Source organism: Rhizobium sp. BR 250 (assembly GCF_047445855.1).
Classification (GTDB): Bacteria; Pseudomonadota; Alphaproteobacteria; order Rhizobiales; family Rhizobiaceae; genus Agrobacterium; species Agrobacterium tumefaciens_I.
The window spans coordinates 251,628-271,702 of the sequence record NZ_JARWKW010000002.1; the positions used below are offsets into that span (position 1 = coordinate 251,628).

Here is a 20,075-nt window from a genome sequence, read left to right on the forward strand (position 1 = left end):
CAGCGCGTTGGCCGCGCCTTTTCACCCATGCGTTCTCGTCGGAGAGAGGGGCGGACCCCGTTCATGCCCGAAAAGAATTCGATGACGTGCAAACGAGTTTAGGGAAATTTGGTTCCAAGACAACTATCCGGTGAAGGAAAGGGGCGTGACACGACGCTGGATCGTTTTGGCTTTTCGTCGAATTGCCAAAACGATCCAGCTCCTTGTCTCATGCCTGTGTCTCATGCCTGTCTTTTTCCCGAAACCGATGAGAGTTTCGGGAGACTGCCTGTGTCAGGCTTCCACCTTCACATCGGTCAAGGGCCGCGAACAGCAGGCCAGAATATAGCCTTCCTCGATTTCCTCATCGAGAATGCCGCCATTGTGGTTCATCTCCACCTCACCGGAAAGCTTCAGCACCCGGCAGGTGCCGCAGATGCCGGATTCGCAGGCGGCACCGATGCGAACGCCGGCGGCGCGCGCCGTCATCAGAACCGTCTGGCCGGGCTGGCAGGGCATCTCTTTTCCGGAAAGGGTGAAACCCACCATCGATAGCGCTTCGCCATCCGCCAGGGGCTGAACGCTCTCGCCGACGACAACGGGAGCGGCTGGCGAGAAACTTTCCTGGTGGTAACGGCTCATGTCGAAGCCGGATGCGTCGAGCATGGAACGGACGGCGGCCATGAACGGCTCCGGTCCGCAGCAGAAAACGGTCCGCTCCATGAAATCATGCGCGAGCAGCGCGATCTTGGCCTTGTCGACCATGCCCTTCAGGCCAGACCAGAGATCGGTGCGGCCACATTTCTCGACAATGAAGCCGAGCGACAGGTTCGGCATGAAGCGGGCGAGATATTCCAGCTCATGACGGAAGACGATATCGCCGGGGGTACGCGAGCAGTTGATGAAGGCAATGTCGCTCTGCGGCGCACGGTCGCTCATGTCGCGCACCATCGACATCATCGGCGTGACGCCGGAGCCTGCCGAGATGAACAGATATTTGTCACCGGGATGCTTGACGTAGGAAAAGTCGCCGAGCGGGCCGAGCGCCCGGATTTTCATGCCGGGCTTCAGATTGTCGAACATCCAGCGCGTGCCGATGCTGGTGGCCTGCGCCTTGACCGTGACCGAAAGTGCATAGGGCCGCGACGGGCTGGAGGACAATGTGTAGGTGCGGTAGAGCGGCTCGCTGCCCACGGGCAATTCCAGCGTGACGAACTGGCCCGGAAGATAGCGGAACCAGTTCTGATCCTCGGAGCGGAACAGGAATGTCATCACATCCGGTGTCTCGGGTGTCACCGAGATACATTCCAGCAGGTGGAGCTTGTCGCTCCACGGCTTCATCTCGTCTATGTGCTTGTAGGTCACAACCATATTCATCTTCGCGTTACGCTACGGCCGAAAGCCGGGCCTTGTCGCCCGAAAGCCGGTCGATCATGAAATCAGCATACCAGTTGACGAACTGCATCACACCGCCTTCGTCTTCCATGGAGTAAGGGCCGGGCTGGTAGGCGGGCGAACGGATGCCGAAAGCGTTTTCCTCGACGATGCGGCGGTCCTGGTCGTTGGTTTCGTTCCAGACGTGGGTGAGGTCTTCCAGATCGTAGTCCACGCCTTCCACCGCATCCTTGTGCACCAGCCACTTGGTGGTGACCATGGTCTCGTTGGCGCTGAGCGGCAGCACCCGGAAGGAAATGGTGTGGTCGCCGAGGAAATGGTTCCAGGTCGTCGGATAGTGGAACAGGAGCAGCGCGCCGATATGGCTGATGCTGACATCTTCCGAAAGCGGCCGGCGCACGGCGCGCTTGCCCGACATGGTGTAGCTTTCCGCCTCGCCGATCAGCGGCATGCGGGCGACACGGAACTGACCCTTCGGATCGATCTTGAAACGGCTCGGCAGGCCGGCCGCCTCGCAGCGCGCCCAGTGACCGCCGATTTCCGGATCGCTCGCGCCGCCATCCGTTCCCGTCACGCTCGGGTTTTCGGGATAGGTGCGGCAGAGTTCCGGATGGTTGGCAGCGCAATGGTAGCACTCGCGGTTGTTTTCCCAGACGAGCTTCCAGTTGCCCTTTTCGATGATCGTGCTCTCATGCGCGACCTTGGCTTCCCAGATGCGGTGCGGAGCCATATAGCTCTCGACTTCCTTGCGCATCGGCTCGAACTCCGCCGGCTGGTCGGCAAGGCAGATGAAGACGTAACCGGCGACGGTTTCGCAGGCGACCGGCTTCAGGCCGAAATCGCCCTTGTCGAATTCTTCGCCCATATGCCGCGCGAACAGCAGCTTGCCGTCGAGATCATAGGTCCACTGGTGGTAGGGACAGACGAGACGCGCCGACTGGCCCTTTTGCGTCGTGCAGACGCGGGAACCACGATGGCGGCAGGAATTGTGGAAGGCACGGATCTCTCCGTCGCGGCCACGCACGATGACGACGGAATAGGCCCCGACCTGAACGGTGAAATAGCTGCCGGATTTCTGCACTTCGCAATCATGGCCGACGAACAGCCAGTCGCGATACCAGATGGTTTCCATATCCAGCTTGAAATAATCCGGGTCCGTGTAGAAGGGCTGTTCCAGGCTGAAGCCTTCGCGGCGGTTCTTCAGCTGGCGCAATACGGTGTCACGCAATTCCATGGCCAAATCCTCGATCAAACCGCCCTGCCCGGCACCATTTGCGGGGTTGCGGAAGCATGTCCTCATCTAAACACCGGCGGTCATTTGCGGCAGCACAAACAGCGACATCGGCTTCCGCATTGGCGACAAATTGCGACATGCGCAATTCGCCCTCGCTGCCCATTCCGCTGGGAAATCTAACGGCTATTCAGCGCCGGAAACGACGTCGCAATATGACGCATGATAGCGCCTGCCCTTCTCTCCACCCATCAAAAAACAGGGGGTGCGGTGCAACGGAGTATTAATACCGACTAAACTATCTTTCCGGATTGACAGCAACGAGGGCGTTCCTGGTGGAGAAGGCGACACGCATACGTTATTTCGATGCCGGCAGACACTCCGTCGCGCCGATACGCTCCAAGACCGCGCATTCGGATTTCCTGCGGACCGGGCGCATCAGCCGTTACGAAGAGCGCTGGCTGCCGAGGGAGCGCGTCTATTACAGCCACGACGAGGTCGCGGCGCTGACGGGACGCAAGCTGGAGGCCGCGGCCGACGCCACCCATACGCGGCTTAATGCCTTCCACCAGTCCATCCGTTTTCCCAAGATGGTGTTTCACCATCTCCTCAACGACCGCCCGCATCTCGGCTATTGCCACGTCACGGCGGCGAGAACCAGCTTCGATGCCGAGCGCCATGTGCTCTGGTCCTTCTATTTCGCCAATTTCTTCGCGGAGTTGAGCGGGGCTGAAAACTTCTTCGAAAACATCGATGCGCGCTATTCGCGCATGTATTTCGCCGTCGCCATCAATGCGCTTCCCGATCGGGAGATGGCCATCGACACCTCCTTCCATCGCGGCGGCCTGCTGTTCCAGACCCATGATCCGCGCGAGGCGCTGAAAAACGTGCTGATGCTCGGCGCGCGTTCGCAGGAGATGCGCAAGATCATCAAGGCGATATAAAAGCCGCGATAAAGCGCCCCGGGCGCTTTATCTTTATTTGTTTTATGTATGTCGTTATCCCGAAACCGCGGACCACTTTCGGGCGACATGCATTAGCGCTTCCCAGTATGGCCTGAAATACGCTATTGACCGCCCTGAAAGGCAGCATCATGGCGCGTCATATCAACATCGAAAACGAGCGGGAAACCGCCCTGCAGGCATCCGTTGCCGAGCTTGCGGATGGCCAGCCCATCGCCCTGCCGACGGAAACCGTCTATGGTCTTGCCGCCGACGCCACCAATCCGGCGGCCATCACCCGCATTTACGAGACCAAGGGACGGCCGCAGTTCAATCCCTTGATCTGCCATATGGCCGATATCGCCATGGCCGAACGTTACGCGGTTTTCGACCCCATATCGCGGAAGCTCGCAGAGGCCTTCTGGCCCGGCCCGCTGACGCTGGTTCTGCCGCTGAAACCTGCAAGCGGCATTCATGCACTGGCGACGGCCGGGCTCGATACCGTCGGCATTCGCGTGCCGCAGGGTTTTGCCGGCGATCTGATCCGCCGCTTCGGCAGGCCGCTGGCCGCCCCCAGCGCCAATAGTTCCGGCAAGATCAGCCCGACGAGTGCGACCCATGTGGAGGCCGATCTCGGGCAGAAGATCAATCTCATTCTCGATGGCGGTGCCGCCGCCGTCGGTGTCGAATCCACCATCGTCAAGGTGGAAGCGGATGGGCGGGTGCGGCTGCTTCGCCCCGGCGGCATCGTCACCGAAGATATTGAGCGCGTCGCCGGCACGCAGCTCGAGCGGCCGGAAAAAGCCGCCGCCGCCATCGAGGCACCCGGAATGCTGGCCTCGCATTATGCGCCGGGCGCCACTGTCCGCCTCGGCGCCATATCCGTTTTGCCCGGCGAAGCGCTGATCCGCTTCGGTGGCATCGCGGTTTCCGGTGAGGCGACGGCGCGCACCGTTCTCGATCTCAGCCCTTCCGGCGACCTTGCCGAGGCCGCCGCCAATCTGTTCGACTATCTGAAAGCCGCCGATGCGAGCGGCGCGGACACCATCGCCATCACCGCCATTCCCACCCATGGTCTTGGAGAGGCGATCAACGACCGCCTTTCCCGCGCCGCCGCGCCGCGAGGTTGACGGCACTCTACCCTTTCGCCCATGTTTCAAAAGACAGCGAGACGCCCATGACCGCCATCCCTTCCTCCGACATCCTTGACCGCTTCACCGCCATTGTCGGCGAAAAAAATGCGGTTCGTGACCCGGCGGAGATGGCGCCGCGCCTGGTGGAAAATCGCGGGCTTTATCACGGTACTTCGCCGCTGCTGCTCAAGCCCGGTTCCGTCGCGGACGTTGCCGCCATCCTGAAACTCGCCAGCGAAACCGGCACGCCCATCGTGCCGCAGACCGGCAATACCGGCCTTGTGGGCGGCCAGACGCCGCGCGCGGACGGCACCGATATCATCCTGTCGCTGGAGCGCATGAACCGCATCCGCGACATCGACCCCGTTGCCAACACCATCGTGGCGGATGCCGGCTGCATTCTCGACGACATCCACAAGGCAGCCGATTCCGTGGAGCGCATGTTCCCGCTGTCGCTCGGTTCGCAGGGTTCCTGCCGCATCGGCGGCAATCTCGCCACCAATGCCGGCGGCACGGCGGTGCTTGCCTATGGCAATATGCGCCAGCTTTGCCTCGGGCTCGAAGTGGTGCTGCCCACGGGCGAAATCTGGAACGGGCTGCGCCGACTGAAAAAGGACAATACGGGTTACGATCTGCGCGATCTCTTCATCGGTTCCGAAGGCACGCTGGGTGTCATCACCGGCGCGGTTCTGAAGCTGTTCCCCAAGCCACTTGGCCATCAGGTCGCGTTTGCCGGTCTTCGTTCCACCGAAGACGCGCTGAAGCTGTTCGAAATGGCCTCCAATCTCTGCGGCACGGCGCTGACCGGTTTCGAGCTCATGCCGCGAATCGGCGTCGAATTCACCGCCAGACATATTCCCGGCGTGCGCGATCCCCTGGAGCAGCCGCATGACTGGTACACGCTGATCGATATTTCCACCTCCGATTCGGCCGAGACGGCCGACACCATGATGCAATCGCTGCTGGAGCGCGGTTTCGAGGCCGGGCTGGTGGAAGATGCGGTGATCGCTGCCTCCGAAGCCCAGCGTCAGGCGCTGTGGCACATGCGTGAAAGCATGTCGGATGCGCAGAAGCCGGAAGGCGGATCAATCAAGCACGACGTTTCCGTTCCGGTGTCTAAAATACCGGAATTCATGGCGACGGCGGAAAAGGCGGTTCTCGCCGCCATTCCCGGCGCCCGCGTCTGCGCCTTCGGCCACCTCGGCGACGGCAACATCCATTACAACATCTCCCAGCCGGTGGGCGCGGACAAGGCCGAATTCCTCGGCCGCTGGCGGGGCATGAACGAGATCGTGCACGGCATCGTGCTGTCGCTCGGCGGTTCCATTTCGGCCGAACATGGCATTGGCCAGTTGAAGCGCGATGAGCTGGCCGCCATCCGGCCCGGCATCGAAATGGAGCTGATGCATCGCATCAAGCACGCCTTCGACCCCGCGGGCATCATGAACCCCGGCAAGGTTCTGGTGTCGTAACAGTTCAGCGGAGCAGCTGATAAATACAGGCTTCCCTGCGCTGGCGGGGTGTTTGGGCGGCATCATGCCGCCCATTTACTTACCCGCAGCTGGCGCCTCAACGGGCGCATTCCACCAGTTTTCTAACGCCGCCCCATTGCTCAAACTGGGCTTTCCCCTTGGCGGCAATTTCCTCTCGCCACTTTTTTGCATCGACCGTCGGATGCGTCGTTTTACCAGGGAAAATAACGGTTAAGATGGCGACTGGCCCGTTTCTGGTCTTATCGGCGATCCCCGACTTGGCGCGCATCACGCCTCCATAGTTCACCAGCGGATTATTGCCGATATCCTGATGCAGCCGCACCGAGGCCTCGCCAAGATCACCGCCATCGCCATAAACCGCATAGGCAAATTTTCCCGTCGCCGGACGATAGATGACAGCTATATCGCCATCCTTCACGCCATACCTGCTCACGAAGCTGCTGGAGAGAACCACGTAGGGAATTTCGTTGGCATCCACCCAATGCCTCTGTGTTCCAACAGGACCGTCTGGAACCGGGACGGAGGTTTCCGTGATGAAGGCTTTTCCAGGAAAGGGATCACCAGCTTTCTGGACGATCGGTCTATTGTTCTCGTCTTTGGAAAATCCAAAAATTCTGACTTTTGAGTAATCACCTGTTGCGACGGCTTTTTTCCAGGCTGCACGGCACTTATCCTGCCAGCGATCCGGATCCGTCTTCGGCGTGGAGCCGACCGCCGTCACACCATCGCAGGTGTAGGATAACCCCTTGCCATCGACGAGATAGGAATTCGGAGCACCGTCAGCATCGACTTTGAGTTCCCTGCTCTTAAACACGATCCCCCCGGCCCCACATGCCGCCTGGGACATCGCCGCCGTCGGCGCGACAAGGGTAATGAAACCGCAAAAAACAGTGACAAGCATCGAAGATTTAGAGACTTCACAGAGCATGCGACCCTCCTTTGGAAAACGGGTCGAGACTGCTCTTTATTCCCTCATAAGTCGAGTATAATCTTATAGTATCGCTTAAGTTTAGTGTTCGCTTAGGCTACCATCTCTTTTGGCAAATTGGGAACCAATGCGCCAAAGGCGCCACTGACCTCAGGCCATGGCCCGCAGCGCCCAGGCGGGCACCATTTCCGCATTCAGCCGGCGCGGCTTTTGCGCGCCGACGAGCTGCGTCAGGCCCATGCCCGATTTGGCGATCGAGACGGCATGTTTCTTCGGCAGAAGATATCCATGCTCCAGCGGCGGAACGCGGCGCAGCACGCGGCTAAAGACATTGCGGCGATGATAACGCGACGGCGAAAAGCGGGCCGGCTGCGCGCAGATCGCCACATATTCGAGAATCTCGTCGATCCAGCCTGCCTGCGGGCGCGCGCCGGGCTCTATCAGCAGCAGCCAGCCGCCGCGGGCGGATTGCACGATCTCCTCGATGTCCCACTGCCCATAAAAACGGCAGCCGGCGGCATCGGCGACGCGCGACGACCCATCGCGCGAACCGTGATCGAGGATCACCACATCGCTTACCAGCCCTTCCACGGCCCCGGTGACGAGCGCAGACAGCGTGTGCGCCAGTTCCGGTTCCTGATCCCGGCATTCCATAATCACTGTCAACATAGGCATAGCTCTAACGCATCGCACAATAAATTGCCACTACGCTCATCACGGTAAAAACCACCGCCACCCATTCGAACATGGCCTTCTTCAAACAGGATCCGGAGCCCGCCATCTTCGCCGCAGGCTGTGCGGCATGTCACGAATTCACAATTTTGTTCTTGTATTGTTCTCATTCCTGATGTAGGAATTTAATCATTCGGACGGCGAGGAAACGCCGGTCCGCATGGAAACGGTTTAGGGCGTTGAGCGTGCCTCGATGGGTGTGCAGCGTCCTGGGAGCATCCAGATGAGAAACCATACGCTTTCGGGGCAGGCTGCCTTCCAGCCGAGCCATATGCCGGATATTGCCAATGCGCTCGCCGATGCATCCGGCCTGCGCATCGAGATCGACCGTCGTCGTGGCAGGGGCGCCGGGCTGAACCCGGACGGGCGCTTCGAGACCTTGCAGCACGAGGTTTTCGACGATGGCTGGCAGACGCTCGAAGACATGCCGGAATTCCGCACCGAGGTGCAGGTGGAAAAGCCGCGCAGCATCATCACCCGCAACGAATCGCCCGATATCCCGTTCGACCGCTCCATCAATCCCTATCGCGGCTGCGAGCATGGCTGCATCTATTGTTTCGCCCGCCCCACACACAGTTATATGGGGCTTTCGGCCGGGCTCGATTTCGAATCGAAACTCTTCGCCAAGCCGGATGCGGCAAAGCTTCTGGAACGGGAGCTGGCAAAGCCCGGCTACAAGCCGCGGGTGATCGCCATCGGCACCAATACCGATCCCTATCAGCCGATCGAGCGTGAATGGCGCATCATGCGGCAGATACTGGAAGTGCTAGCCAAGGCCGATCACCCTGTCGCCATCGTCACCAAATCGGCGCTGATCAAGCGGGATATCGACATTCTGGCGCCCATGGCCAAAAAGGGCCTCGCCAAGGTCGGCATTTCCGTAACCACACTGGACCGGAAACTCGCGCGCAACATGGAACCGCGCGCCGCAACGCCGGAGAAGCGGCTGGAGTCGGTCAAGGCGCTGACGGAAGCCGGCATCCCGGTCGCCGTGATGATGGCGCCCATCATTCCCGCCCTCAATGATCATGAGATCGAACGCATTCTCGAGGCCGGCAAGGCAGCGGGCGCCACCGAAGCTTCCTACGTGCTGCTGCGCCTGCCGCTGGAGGTGAGCCCGCTCTTTCGCGACTGGTTGCTGCGCAACTATCCGGACCGTTACCGCCATGTCATGTCGCTGGTGCGCTCCATGCGTGATGGCAAGGATTACGACGCGGAATTCGGCAAGCGCATGAAGGGCGCCGGCCCCTATGCCTGGCAGATCGGCCGGCGTTTCGAGATGGCGACCAAAAGGCTCGGCCTTATTCGCCGCGGCATTCACCTGCGTGACGATCTCTTCGTGCCGCCGGGCGGTGCCGGCGTACAATTGTCGCTGCTTTGAAAACGGGCACGGAAAGCGCTCCCTGATCGAAACCGCCGCATCGGCGTGCCGATATCGGGAAGAACATTATGAGAAGCGCGGCCCTTCGTTTTGGCCGACCACGCTCTCGACGAAATGCCCGGCGGGTTTTCCCTGGCTCGCCGGACATTGCCCCCGGAACCGCCGCCTCGCGTGCGATCATTTTTCCTCCGCCGCCCCGTTGGAGGATCAAAGGTCATGATGACCTGAGGGGCACGGTGAGCCACGCCCCTTGACCCCGGCTCCCCGCGCCTGTCATCGCCCGCTTCCGGGGGCTTGCAGGAGATCGGGTGTGTATGCGAGTTTCGCCGCATGAAACGCACCGCCACACCCGATTCTCCTGCCCTTTTCGATCTTGCCGATACCGGTCCGGATTTTTCCTTCGAACTGGAAGCGAAAAAGAAGGGCCTCTGGCCCGTGGCCGGCACGGATGAGGCGGGACGGGGGCCTTTGGCCGGACCGGTGGTCGCGGCAGCCGTCATTCTCGATCCGGATAATATTCCCAAGGGCATGGACGATTCCAAGAAGCTGACCCGGCAGAAGCGGGAAAGCCTTTTTGTGCAGATCATGGAAACCTCGATCGTGTCCGTCGCCTCCTCCGGCCCCGGCCTGATCGACAGCATGAATATCCTGCGCGCCAGCCTCGATGCCATGCGCCGCGCCGTGCTCGGTCTCGAAATCTCCCCTGCCCTCGTGCTGGCCGACGGCCGCGACAGGCCGCCGGGCATCGCCTGCGAAGCCAAGGCCGTCATCAAGGGCGATTCCCGCTCCCTCTCCATCGCCGCCGCCTCGATCATCGCCAAGGTGACACGCGACCGGATGATGGAACGCGCCGGCGTGGTGCATGCGTCCTATGGGTTCGAAGGCCATGCCGGTTACGGCACGCCGGCCCATCTGCGCGCCATCGAAAGCCACGGCCCCTGCCCGCTGCACCGGATGAGCTTTCGGCCGCTGAAGCGGGATTGATTGCGGCTGAGAATGGAGGTTGAGCGATAACTTCCGTTACTAGGTCGCTGTTCGACGGTCCGGCTTTGGGCACCGAAGAGGAGCTGGTCATCATTCACCCCAACAACTACTTCCGGCCCATTGCCTTCGACTGACTATGCTTCCCTCGACTAAGATGTCCGGGTCTACGAATTTCGTTTCAGGTATGAAACAAGTGTTTCTAATGATACCGTCTGCGGTCTATTAAAGCTCTTTTGCCGTCAACAAATCTTCGATCCGCTGTCTTGTGTCATCATCAGTTTCAAATTCCTTCAGCCGCTTTAATGCAACAACGGCTTCCTGGGGCCATTCTTTTCGATCCCAGCTAGATAGAGCCCGAATTGACATGTTGCGGTTTCTTATCACTGGGCTTTGCAAACCCGCAGAAATGAAGGCCCAACCTTTTCCGGGAAACTTTTCAAGGTCCTGTAAAATGAAATCCAAAGCGGCATGCGCTGAGTATCCCGGGCCGAGGCCCATTTCGGTAATCGGGCCTGTCGCAATTTCATCGAGGGGAATGCATTTCAAGCCAAGCTCAAGCACTTGATCAATACGATCCACATCAGAGCTGCGCATCAAATCCCACCAATATTCCTCACCCGCTTCCGTTCGAGCATAACAGTAAGGCCATGGATCGATGCCAAATTTCTGGCATACCCTGCTTGCATTCCAGAACTCTTGCCTGTCGCCGCCTTCCAAAGCGCTGCATATCGCCGGCTTCCAGTGATCTTTGGCGAGCAGGTTAGAGACATTCGCGGAGATTTGATCGACCGCGTCGGTAGACCAATCATGCCGCAGTTTCCCTTCACCGGACTGATGCTCATCGAGCCTGTCTCGAAGCCGGGAAAGGAAAGAATAGTGTGAAACGGAATCAAATCTGTCTTTTCCATGCTCCAACAGTGCCCCAACGACCACGCAACCGTGTTCGTAATCAGATAATCCTTCAGCCGGCCCACCGTCGCCGAGTATTAGGGTATCGACGATTTCGAAGGCTGAATTGAACAAGTCGTCATCTATTCGCGCCGCCTGAAGCGCAATGTGAAGATCACCCGCTCTGGCACAAATACAGGCCAGATATTCATACATTACTACGTTCTTATAGCCTTCACGAATTAGCCAACCCTTGATTTCGGGGTCAACTGTATTGACAAGCCGCTCCACTGCGTGAATTCGTCCCCATCCTTCAACGGCCTTGGCCAACTTCCACAGTACTATTTCGCCGTAGCTATCGTTACCAGCGATTGCAACTGCCGCATAAAGTGTGAACTCGTCGTGTCGACCAAGCGTCAGAAAAGTCATTGTTTCATCGCTACCACGTAACAGGCCGAGCAATGCCATTGAAAACTTCACTGGCTCTCTGTGAGCTGCGTGTGTCGTGAACCAATGTACGATCTCATACAGCCGGTCGGCGTCCAAAGCCCTTTCAAGCCGAATTCTCTCGACCAGTGGATCGATGACGCCGAGGGCAAAGCCCTCCTTGATCATCAAATATAAGGATTTTATGTTGCTTTCCGACGCATTTTCAGTAGCGCGCTTCAACGCCGCATATAGTTCTGCGACAATCTGGTCTTCCTGTTTTGAAACACCATGATGGCTCATCACCCCGTCCATAGCACCCGGTGCGAATGAAATTTTATTCGGATTACTGGCAGGCTCATCGGGAAGCCGATACCCCTCTTCCAACAAGCCTGCCGGCTTTGCCGGATCAATATGTGTAGCGATATGGGTATAGATAGACGCAGCGCTTCCCCAAGGTGGGTTCTGCTTGTTAGGAGGCCATATCTTTTTCTTGAAGAAGCTAAACATGAGGACCTCTATGCAATTTCAGATTTCAGTCTGCTTACTTAAATAGCAGATCGATTGCAATTTTTGCCGGTTCTTGAGTAGATTACTAGGCTCCACGGCTCGCTTCCTTCCCATCGCATATGTCGGCGGTGAAGTAGAACAACTTTGTTGCGAGCATTTAAGTATTGTGTAGTGACTGAGAAAAGGTATCAAAGCGGAGATGTAACTGGATATACGCGTTGCGAATGCAAAGCGCGCTGCCAATGATTGCCCGGCGACGCATCCCAAACTCGCCTCTAAAGGCCAAACAAAAAACCCCTCACGGCTCGCGCCGGAGGGGTTTTGAAAAGCCGAGATAAATCTCAGTTCAGCTTCGACTTCACTTCGCCAATCGTGGCAGCGAAAAGCTTGGCCTTTGCGGCAGCCGTTGTCTTTTCCGCCAGCAGCTTCTCGGAAGCGGCGATGGCGATGTCGACGGCGGCGGCGCGGACGGCGCCGATGGCGTCTTCTTCGGCCTGCCTGATCTTCTGTTCCGAAAGGGCCGTGCGGCGGGCGACGAATTCTTCCGTCTTCTGCTTGGCTTCTTCGGTGAGCGCGGCGGCTTCGCGTTCGGCGGCGGCGACGATGCCGGCGGCTTCCGCTTCAGCTTCCTTGCGCTTGCGCTGATATTCGGCCAGCAGGTGCTGGGCCTCTTCACGCAGACGCTTGGCTTCGGCCAGCTCGTCCTGAATGTTCTGCGCACGCTCGTCCAGAGACTTGGAAAGCATGCCCGGAACCTTGAGATAGGCGATCAGGACGAAGAAAAGGACGAGACCGACGAGAGCGAAAAATGATGCATCAAATGCCATATCAGGCTCCCTTCACGGCAGAAGCGGCGACGATGGCTGCCTTGACGTCCGTGTCCTTGACCTTGGTGCCGACCAGCTGGTCAACGATCGCGGTCGCGGTTTCTTCGGCAATGGCGCCGACATCGGCGAATGCCTGTTCCTTGATGCCCGCAATGCGCTTTTCAGCGGCGGCGAGCTTCTCGGCAAGACCGGCTTCGATCGCGGCGCGGTCGGCATCGGCCTTCGCCTTGGCGGCGTCACGAGCCGCGGCGCCGATGGAGCTTGCCTTGGCGCGGGCTGCCGCGAGTTCTTTTTCATAGGTTTCGACGGCTGCGTCGGCTTCGCTTTTCAGCCGTGCCGCTTCGTCGAGATCCTGTGCGATGCGTCCATGACGGTTTTCGAGAATGCCGCCGACGCGCGGAACGATGACCTTCTGCATGAGCAGGTAGAAAAGGCCGAACGTGATCGCCAGCCACAGGACCTGCGATGCATAAGTAGACTGGTCGAACGGCGGGAAAACGCCGGAAGCACCGTGTTCGGCGCCGTGCGCTACACCGGTTTCCGTGTGCGTGGCTTCCGGTTGCGGCTGACCGACAGCCGGAGTTTCCGTATGCGTTTCACCTACGGTCGGTGCTGACTGGGCATAAGCCTCGGTCACGAACATGCTCACCTCCAGGGGGACTGCAAATGCGAAGGATCACGGCACGCCATTTGCGGGCCGTGATCCGTACCTGATGCTGCTATTAAACAGCGAACAGGAGAAGGAGAGCAACGAGCAGCGAGAAGATGCCCAGAGCTTCCGTAACGGCGAAGCCGAATACCAGACGGCCGAACTGGCTGTCGGCAGCAGAGGGGTTGCGCAGTGCGCCGGACAGGTAATCACCGAAGATACGGCCGAGTGCGAGGGACGTACCAGCCATGCCGAGGCATGCGAGACCTGCGCCGATGTACTTTGCTGCTTCCGCTTCCATGTGAGACTCCTTGAGATATTGGTTGTTGCGGCTGTTTTTGACGCCCGTTGCCGGGGCCAGCGACTTTACTTCTCAGTGACCACCATGCACGGCGTCGTTCAGGTACATGCAAGTCAGTACCGCGAACACATAAGCCTGCAGGAAGGCAACGAGAAATTCGAGAGCGGTCATCGCGACCGTCATGATGAGAGGCAGGACAGCGCCGCCGACGCCGAGCGCGCCGAGCGCACCCATGGAGGCGACGAAGCCTGCGAAAACCTTAAGCGTAATGTGGCCGGCCAGCATGTTCGCGAAAAGACGAACCGAAAGGCTGATCGGGCGCGACAGGAACGAGATCATTTCAATTGACGCGACAAGCGGCAAAAGCGCCTTGGGCACGCCCGAGGGGGCGAAGATGCCGAAGAAGTGCAGGCCGTGCTTGTAAAAGCCGTAAACGATGACCGTGCCGATGACGAGGCAGGCAAGCGCGAAGGTGACGATGATCTGGCTGGTGACCGTGAAGAAATACGGGAACATGCCAAGAAGGTTCGCCGTCAGCACGAACATGAACAGCGAAAAGACGAATGGGAAGAAGACCATGCCCTTCTTGCCGGCGCCTTCGCGCAGCATGGAGGCGATGAACTCATAGGACATTTCTGCAACGGACTGCATGCGGGTCGGGATCAGACCGCGGTTCGACGTTGCGAAATAAAGGAAACCGGAAGCGGCAGCCACGGTCGCGACCATGAAAAGCGACGCATTGGTGAAGGAAAAATCGACGCCGCCAATTTCGATCGGAATGATCGGCTGCACCAGGAACTGATGGGTCGGATCGTTTGACACCGGCTGCCCTCTTTACTTGTCGCCGCATGCCGCGGCACCACATCAACTGCCAGAAAAAACGGCCTAAACGCCGCCTTTTCCACCCTCGTCTCGCTTGTCCGCTTTCTCAAGCAACGGTGGCTTGGCCACCGCGCCCGTCGAGCGCAACACATTCAATACGCCTGCGCAGAAACCGAGAAGAAGAAGAACGATCATCCCCCACGGCGTCGTGCCGACAAAATAGTCCAGAAGATAACCCAGCATAGCGCCGACCACGATGGCCGAAATGAACTCCGATGAGAGTTTAACCGCCATCGCAAAACCTTTCCGGTTTTCCGCAGCGTTGGTCTCCGCCCTCACTTCCGCCTCATCCTCCGCCTTCACCTTTGCCAGTTCTTCGGCAAGGCGCCTGCGACGCTCGTCCAGACTATCGTCACGGTTGCCAGTCATCTTAGAATCCCACCCATTTTCTCCGTTCCAGCCATGCCAGAACCCTTTGGAGTTGTAAACGGTGACGGATTAAGCCTGTTCCAGCCCGCTCTGAAGTCGCGCGCAACATAGTTTTAGGGGCTTCTCTAGTCAAGGCACTGAGGCCGGTTGTTTCAGCACAAATTAATCATGCAAAAACAATAGCTTGACATCAAATCGCGGTTTGGCGGCGATGTTTCCCCAGGGAATCGGCATTTTTGACACGCAAAATGCGGCAAATCGGCGGTGGTATCAGCTCCAGCCGCCACCATAGGTACGGTAAAAGACGTGCAGGCCGATCCTGCCGACCTTCTTCATCGTGCGGCCCCAGGCGGGACGCACATAAACGGCGTGATAATGGGTGGCGGAACCCACTTCCTTCAGCCAGATCTTGCCGGCGGTGGTGGCCATGGCCACTTCGCGCGCCATTTTCCAGTGGCGTTCGGAATTCACCCGGTCCTTGATGTTGTCGCAGGCGAAGGAAAACTGGCAGCGGTTACGCCAGTCCTTGTTCTGATAGACGACGCCGCAGATGGTTTTCGGATAGGCGGGGTTGCGCACGCGGTTGAGGATGACCTGCGCCACCGCCGCCTGGCCCTTCACCGATTCTCCACGCGCCTCGAAATAGATGCCGGAGGCGAGGCATTGCTGTTCGGCGGCGGAAAATACGGCCGCCGGCAGCGGGGTCGCCGCCCAGGCGTGATCGTCTTCGGCGATCTGCGGCACGAAACGGCCGGCCTCGGGTTTCTTGAGAATGGCGTCGAAGGGCGACTCGCGGGCGAAATCCGGTTCGGCCGGCGCGTAAGCCGTGGCAAGAATATCCGGCGTGCGGTTGGTGACGAGCTCGGCCAGCATCGGTGAGACGCCCTTGTCCACCTTCTTTTCCTCGCGGCGGAAATAGAAGGAGGCAAGTTCCACGTCCTTGCCGCGTTTCGGCTTGACGAACGCCGTGCGGTCCTTGCGCTTCAGCGGCTCGATATCCAGCATTGAGGTGCGCTGCAATACCGAACCCGCGGTGAAGGCCTTGGGCGGCTGCATGATTTCGGTTGCGACGATGCGGCCTTTCTTGGCGGCGCGGTTCACACGTTCGCTGTCCGGCGTCGTTGCCTCACCCTTCTTGTTGGTGACGAAGGCGACCTTGCTGCCGTTGGGCAGGGTCATGCCGCTGCCATGCAGCGCCGCCTCCCCCGCTGCATCGTTGAAGGTAAGCGAGGCATTATGCACCGATCCCGCCGGAGAGGCGGTCAGCACCATGCGCCATTGCTCACCGCCATTGTCCAGTCCCGCCAGAAGCGAGGCCAGATCCGCACGCGCGGCAAGAGATGGAAAAACGAGCCAGGCGGCAAGGCCGAGGACGGCGGGCGAGGTCCATTTTGACGCCCATGCCTGAAAGGGCACGGCGGACCGACGACGCATTACACTTTTCGAACGCAAAACCAGCACTCCGAACACCGACAACCATATTCGCTACAGGTGTTCGAGAATCTCTTATTAACCTTGATGCTTGGTTAACGCCGCGCGTGGATGCGGATTCACGTTAATGTGTGAACATATTCTAATGCGCGGGGCGGTACATCGGGTTTCCATGTGTCGGCCATAATTGTCCCACAGGGCATCGCCACATCCGTCATTGCGGCCTTGAGCCGGAACCCAGCCGACGCGCCTCTCGCGCGGCGAAAAGACTCCCTTCAGCCCAGGGACTTGGGCTTGCTGGATAGCGGCTCAAGGCCGGTATGACGAAGGAAACAGGAACCCGCGCGCCGCCGGAAGGCTGCCTCTATCAGACGACGACGTGCGAACCCAGCTCCACCACACGGTTGGCCGGAAGGCGGAAATAGTCGGAAGGGTCGGCAGCGGTTTCGGCAAGCGCGATGAACAGGCGGTTCTGCCAGCCGGGCATGCCCGATTTCGGATCCGGCACCAGCTTGCGGCGACCGAGATAAAACGAGGTCGACATGATGTCGAACTTGTAGCCGGTGCGTCTCAAATAACCCAGCGCCTGGGTGACGTTCTGGGTTTCCATGAAGCCGAAATGCAGTTCGACCACGACAAAACGTTCGCTCAGCTTCGTCAGCGTATAGCGATCTTCGGGGTGAACGCGCGGCTGGTCCTCGGTACGGATCGTCAGGATGACGTTCTTGTCGTGCAGCACATGGTTATGCTTGAGATTGTGCAGCAATGCCGCTGGTGCTGCCTCCGGATCGCCGGTGAGGAAGATCGCGGTGCCCGGCACACGCACCGGCGCATGGGCACTTTCCTTTTCCACCGAAGCGACGAAGGCCTTCAACGGCACATCGCCGCGGCGGGTCTTGGCGAAAAGGATTTTCGAGCCGCGCTGCCAGGTGGTCATGATGACGGTGAAGGCAATTGCCAGCAGCACCGGCACGTAGCCGCCATCGTGGATCTTCAGCAGGTTCGCGCCGAGGAAGATCAGTTCCAGCGCCAGAAGCGGGGCCAGCACGGCAATTGCCAGCCAGACCGACCATTGCCAGCGTTTGCGCACGAATTCGAAGAACATCAGGCTGGTGACGACCATCGCGCCGGTAACCGAAATACCGTAAGCGGTGGCCAGCGCATCCGAGCTCTTGAAGGTGAGCACCAGCGCCACGACGCCGAACAGCAGGATGGTGTTGACGGCCGGCAGGTAAATCTGCCCGGTATTGGTTTCAGACGTAAAGAGGATTTCCATGCGCGGCAGATAGCCGAGATGGATCGCCTGGCGCACCAGCGAAAACGCGCCGGTGATGACCGCCTGGCTGGCGATGATGGTGGCGGCGGTGGCGAGAATGACAGCCGGCAGGATCGCCCATTGCGGGAACATCAGATAGAAGGGATTGGACATGGCCGCCGGGTCTTTCAGCACCAGCGCGCCCTGCCCGAGATAGTTCAGCGTCAAGGCCGGGAAAACCAGACAGAACCACGCCCACTGGATGGGACGGCGGCCGAAATGACCGAGATCGGCATAAAGCGCTTCAGCCCCGGTGATCGTCAGGAAGACTGCGCCGAGCACGACGATGCCGTAGAAGCCTTCATTCGCCAGAAACTCGACGGCATGCCAGGGATTGAAAGCAAAAAGAATGCTGAAATCGTCAGCGATGTGGATAAGGCCCGCCAGGCCCATGACGATGAACCAGACCGCGGTGATCGGCCCGAAGAACTTCGCCACCGTGCCCGTGCCGTGGGACTGAATGGCGAAGAGGCCGATGAGAATGCCAACGGAAATCGGAATGATGAAGGCGTCCATTTCCGGCGTGACGAGCTTCAGGCCTTCCACCGCGGAAAGCACTGACAGTGCCGGGGTGATCATGGCATCGCCCAGAAACAGGGCCGCGCCGATGAGGCCGAGCACGATGAGAACGCCGCGATGGGTGCCCGCCGTCTTCATCAGCAGCGCCAGCAGCGACAGCGTGCCGCCTTCGCCGTCATTGTCGGCGCGCAACAGCAGGGTGATATATTTGAAGGTGACGATGATCGTCAAAGACCAGATCATCAGCGACGTGAGGCCGATGACTTCTTCCTGCGTCACGCCGTCATAGGCGATCGGCCGCAGGGCCTCGCGGAAGGCGTAGAGCGGGCTGGTGCCGATATCGCCGTAGACAACGCCGATGGAACCGAGGATCGCGGCATAAAGCCCCTTGTTCCTGTGCTCGTCATCCGCATCCGGTTTCTCGGCAACATCCTTGTCAGCGATCTGGGACATGATGATCCTGGCTCCTCAGAGCCAGCCCTTCCAACGAAAAAAGAGAAACGGGATGATGGCGGACATCAGCATGATGACGAGCGCGAGCGGATAACCAAATGTCCAGTTCAACTCCGGCATGAGCTGAAAGTTCATTCCATAAACGGAGGCCACCAGCGTCGGCGGCAGGAACACCACCGAAGCGATGGAAAAAATCTTGATGATGCTGTTCTGCTCGATGTTGATGATACCAAGCGAGGCGTCCAGCAGGAAGGTCAGATTGCCAGAAACGAAGGAGGCATGTTCGTTCAGCGACTGGATATCGCGCCCGATCGACTTGCCCTGTTCCTTCGCCCCCCTATCATCGCGAGCCTGATCGCTGGTGGAGAGGAAGGTCTGTAGCCGCGCCAGCGATGCGAGGCTGACGCGGACCTTCGAGATCAGCCGGTGATAGGCGGCGATATTGGTCAGGCGGTCTTCAAGATAGCGCGGCGCCTTGCGTTTGGAACGAGCCTGACTGCCGAGAATGTCGGCGGCGAGATTGTCGATGCCGGCGACCGAATTTTCGAGAATTTCCGCCGTGCGGTCGACGATGGTTTCGAGCAGTTTCAAAAGCAGCGCCGTGCCGCTGCGCATCTCGTGCGGCGTGCGGGTGATGGCGGCAATGAAGAGGTGGAAGGATTTCGGCTCGGCATAACGGATCGTCACCAGGCGCTTGCCGACCAGAATGAAGGCGACATCGGTAAGGCCCGGATCGTCCGAATCCGCCTTCCACACCAGAGAGGCGGTCATGAAGACATTGCCGTCTTCCATATAGAGGCGGCTGGAAGGCTCGATGTCCTTCAGGTCTTCGCGCGTCGGCAGTTCCACGCCCAGCAGCTTTTCCACACGCTGCTCTTCCGCCCTGTCCGGATTGACGAGATCGATCCAGACGATGTCGTCGGGAATCGGTCCGGAGCCGTCGTCTGTCGACAGGCTGATCGCCTCGCAATTGGCGCGATAGGCTTTTATCAATCCGTTTCTCCGCTCCACATCGCAGGCTTGCCGCAATGCTGCTTAACATATCCTGTTTGCGGTCGGCAAACCTTTGGACGACACTTCAGGGCACTCCGGAACACGCAGGACATCATGTCCCGCCAGCCCGATGGACCGAGAGCCAAACGGCGCAGGCGTATGCGCCCAAAGCGAGGCGCAATCAAGCAATATTTTTTCGTGACAGCCTTGCAGACAAAGCATTTCTGGAGCTCAACCCTGCGAGAAATGCCCGATACTTTACGATTAATCTTCTGTTTTCAAAAGATTATTCGAAACGGGCAGACGCCTGTCCGG

General features: G+C 59.2%; 18 protein-coding genes. 5 read left to right on the forward strand and 13 right to left on the reverse strand.

Translation table 11 applies throughout. The features are described from left to right. Positions 1–273 precede the first annotated feature (273 nt). On the reverse strand, positions 274–1,356 hold the full coding sequence (locus QD336_RS04305; protein ID WP_269342244.1) for an FAD-binding oxidoreductase: 1,083 nt from the start codon (positions 1,354–1,356) through the stop codon (positions 274–276). 7 nt (positions 1,357–1,363) lie between these two features. Next, positions 1,364–2,608 (reverse strand): aromatic ring-hydroxylating oxygenase subunit alpha, encoded by a 1,245-nt coding sequence (locus QD336_RS04310; protein WP_269342242.1) that lies wholly within the window; start codon positions 2,606–2,608, stop codon positions 1,364–1,366. A gap of 332 nt (positions 2,609–2,940) precedes the next feature. Here QD336_RS04310 and QD336_RS04315 point away from each other — a divergent pair, with 332 nt between their 5' ends. The 3 genes from QD336_RS04315 (at position 2,941) to QD336_RS04325 (ending at position 6,151) form a co-directional block, all read left to right on the forward strand. Further along, positions 2,941–3,549, forward strand: a complete 609-nt coding sequence (locus tag QD336_RS04315; RefSeq protein WP_269342240.1) for a DUF6656 family protein — start codon at positions 2,941–2,943, stop codon at positions 3,547–3,549. 149 nt (positions 3,550–3,698) lie between these two features. After that, positions 3,699–4,676: an L-threonylcarbamoyladenylate synthase gene (locus QD336_RS04320; protein WP_499169528.1), complete on the forward strand. Its 978-nt coding sequence runs from the start codon at positions 3,699–3,701 to the stop codon at positions 4,674–4,676. A 47-nt stretch (positions 4,677–4,723) separates the two neighbouring features. After that, positions 4,724–6,151, forward strand: coding sequence for an FAD-binding oxidoreductase (locus QD336_RS04325; protein WP_499169529.1), 1,428 nt, complete (start codon positions 4,724–4,726; stop codon positions 6,149–6,151). 97 nt (positions 6,152–6,248) lie between these two features. Here the strand turns inward: QD336_RS04325 and QD336_RS04330 are convergent, their stop codons facing one another. Together QD336_RS04330 and QD336_RS04335 are read right to left on the reverse strand one after the other, a co-directional pair. Beyond that, positions 6,249–7,100: a glycoside hydrolase family 75 protein gene (locus QD336_RS04330; RefSeq protein ID WP_499169530.1), complete on the reverse strand. Its 852-nt coding sequence runs from the start codon at positions 7,098–7,100 to the stop codon at positions 6,249–6,251. A 150-nt stretch (positions 7,101–7,250) separates the two neighbouring features. Beyond that, positions 7,251–7,769: a glycosyltransferase family protein gene (locus QD336_RS04335; protein WP_269342235.1), complete on the reverse strand. Its 519-nt coding sequence runs from the start codon at positions 7,767–7,769 to the stop codon at positions 7,251–7,253. A gap of 286 nt (positions 7,770–8,055) precedes the next feature. Here QD336_RS04335 and QD336_RS04340 point away from each other — a divergent pair, with 286 nt between their 5' ends. Both QD336_RS04340 and rnhB read left to right on the forward strand, forming a co-directional pair. Further along, positions 8,056–9,213 (forward strand): PA0069 family radical SAM protein, encoded by a 1,158-nt coding sequence (locus QD336_RS04340; protein WP_499169531.1) that lies wholly within the window; start codon positions 8,056–8,058, stop codon positions 9,211–9,213. Between the two features lie 330 nt (positions 9,214–9,543). Then, positions 9,544–10,197 (forward strand): ribonuclease HII, encoded by a 654-nt coding sequence (gene rnhB, locus QD336_RS04345; protein ID WP_499169532.1) that lies wholly within the window; start codon positions 9,544–9,546, stop codon positions 10,195–10,197. A gap of 222 nt (positions 10,198–10,419) precedes the next feature. On the opposite strand, the gene QD336_RS04350 is transcribed toward rnhB, so the two are convergent. The 9 genes from QD336_RS04350 to QD336_RS04390 all read right to left on the reverse strand — a co-directional run bounded on the left by QD336_RS04350 (position 10,420) and on the right by QD336_RS04390 (position 19,760). Continuing rightward, complete coding sequence (locus QD336_RS04350; RefSeq protein ID WP_499169534.1) at positions 10,420–12,021, reverse strand: hypothetical protein; 1,602 nt, start codon at positions 12,019–12,021, stop codon at positions 10,420–10,422. Between the two features lie 341 nt (positions 12,022–12,362). Further along, positions 12,363–12,848, reverse strand: a complete 486-nt coding sequence (locus tag QD336_RS04355) for a F0F1 ATP synthase subunit B (protein WP_499169535.1) — start codon at positions 12,846–12,848, stop codon at positions 12,363–12,365. A gap of 1 nt (position 12,849) precedes the next feature. Further along, positions 12,850–13,491, reverse strand: coding sequence for a F0F1 ATP synthase subunit B (locus tag QD336_RS04360; protein ID WP_499169536.1), 642 nt, complete (start codon positions 13,489–13,491; stop codon positions 12,850–12,852). 79 nt (positions 13,492–13,570) lie between these two features. Continuing rightward, positions 13,571–13,798 carry a F0F1 ATP synthase subunit C gene (locus QD336_RS04365; protein ID WP_003494147.1) on the reverse strand — a complete coding sequence of 76 codons (228 nt, stop codon included), beginning with the start codon at positions 13,796–13,798 and terminating at the stop codon, positions 13,571–13,573. A gap of 72 nt (positions 13,799–13,870) precedes the next feature. Continuing rightward, a complete protein-coding gene (locus QD336_RS04370; protein WP_269342220.1) occupies positions 13,871–14,620 on the reverse strand; it encodes a F0F1 ATP synthase subunit A in 750 nt (249 codons plus the stop codon). A 63-nt stretch (positions 14,621–14,683) separates the two neighbouring features. Next, on the reverse strand, positions 14,684–15,049 hold the full coding sequence (locus QD336_RS04375; protein WP_269342218.1) for an AtpZ/AtpI family protein: 366 nt from the start codon (positions 15,047–15,049) through the stop codon (positions 14,684–14,686). A gap of 270 nt (positions 15,050–15,319) precedes the next feature. Next, entirely contained in the window at positions 15,320–16,483 is a 1,164-nt protein-coding gene (locus QD336_RS04380) for a cell wall hydrolase (RefSeq protein ID WP_269342217.1), read from the reverse strand. 364 nt (positions 16,484–16,847) lie between these two features. Next, complete coding sequence (locus QD336_RS04385) at positions 16,848–18,767, reverse strand: potassium transporter Kup (protein ID WP_269342216.1); 1,920 nt, start codon at positions 18,765–18,767, stop codon at positions 16,848–16,850. Positions 18,768–18,782: 15 nt separating this feature from the next. Beyond that, on the reverse strand, positions 18,783–19,760 hold the full coding sequence (locus QD336_RS04390) for a magnesium transporter CorA family protein (protein WP_269342215.1): 978 nt from the start codon (positions 19,758–19,760) through the stop codon (positions 18,783–18,785). Between the last annotated feature and the right edge of the window lie 315 nt (positions 19,761–20,075).

Bases quoted from the DNA above. Each gene is read 5' to 3' on its own strand.
- QD336_RS04330 (WP_499169530.1), bottom strand. From the start codon at position 7,100: ATGCTCTGTGAAGTCTCTAAATCTTCGATGCTTGTCACTGTTTTTTGC.
- QD336_RS04350 (WP_499169534.1), bottom strand. From the start codon at position 12,021: ATGTTTAGCTTCTTCAAGAAAAAGATATGGCCTCCTAACAAGCAGAAC.
- QD336_RS04335 (WP_269342235.1), bottom strand. From the start codon at position 7,769: ATGTTGACAGTGATTATGGAATGCCGGGATCAGGAACCGGAACTGGCG.
- rnhB (WP_499169532.1), top strand. From the start codon at position 9,544: ATGAAACGCACCGCCACACCCGATTCTCCTGCCCTTTTCGATCTTGCC.
- QD336_RS04355 (WP_499169535.1), bottom strand. From the start codon at position 12,848: ATGGCATTTGATGCATCATTTTTCGCTCTCGTCGGTCTCGTCCTTTTC.
- QD336_RS04360 (WP_499169536.1), bottom strand. From the start codon at position 13,491: ATGTTCGTGACCGAGGCTTATGCCCAGTCAGCACCGACCGTAGGTGAA.
- QD336_RS04320 (WP_499169528.1), top strand. From the start codon at position 3,699: ATGGCGCGTCATATCAACATCGAAAACGAGCGGGAAACCGCCCTGCAG.
- QD336_RS04310 (WP_269342242.1), bottom strand. From the start codon at position 2,608: ATGGAATTGCGTGACACCGTATTGCGCCAGCTGAAGAACCGCCGCGAA.
- QD336_RS04340 (WP_499169531.1), top strand. From the start codon at position 8,056: ATGAGAAACCATACGCTTTCGGGGCAGGCTGCCTTCCAGCCGAGCCAT.
- QD336_RS04365 (WP_003494147.1), bottom strand. From the start codon at position 13,798: ATGGAAGCGGAAGCAGCAAAGTACATCGGCGCAGGTCTCGCATGCCTC.
- QD336_RS04375 (WP_269342218.1), bottom strand. From the start codon at position 15,049: ATGACTGGCAACCGTGACGATAGTCTGGACGAGCGTCGCAGGCGCCTT.
- QD336_RS04325 (WP_499169529.1), top strand. From the start codon at position 4,724: ATGACCGCCATCCCTTCCTCCGACATCCTTGACCGCTTCACCGCCATT.
- QD336_RS04385 (WP_269342216.1), bottom strand. From the start codon at position 18,767: ATGTCCCAGATCGCTGACAAGGATGTTGCCGAGAAACCGGATGCGGAT.
- QD336_RS04380 (WP_269342217.1), bottom strand. From the start codon at position 16,483: ATGCGTCGTCGGTCCGCCGTGCCCTTTCAGGCATGGGCGTCAAAATGG.
- QD336_RS04305 (WP_269342244.1), bottom strand. From the start codon at position 1,356: ATGAATATGGTTGTGACCTACAAGCACATAGACGAGATGAAGCCGTGG.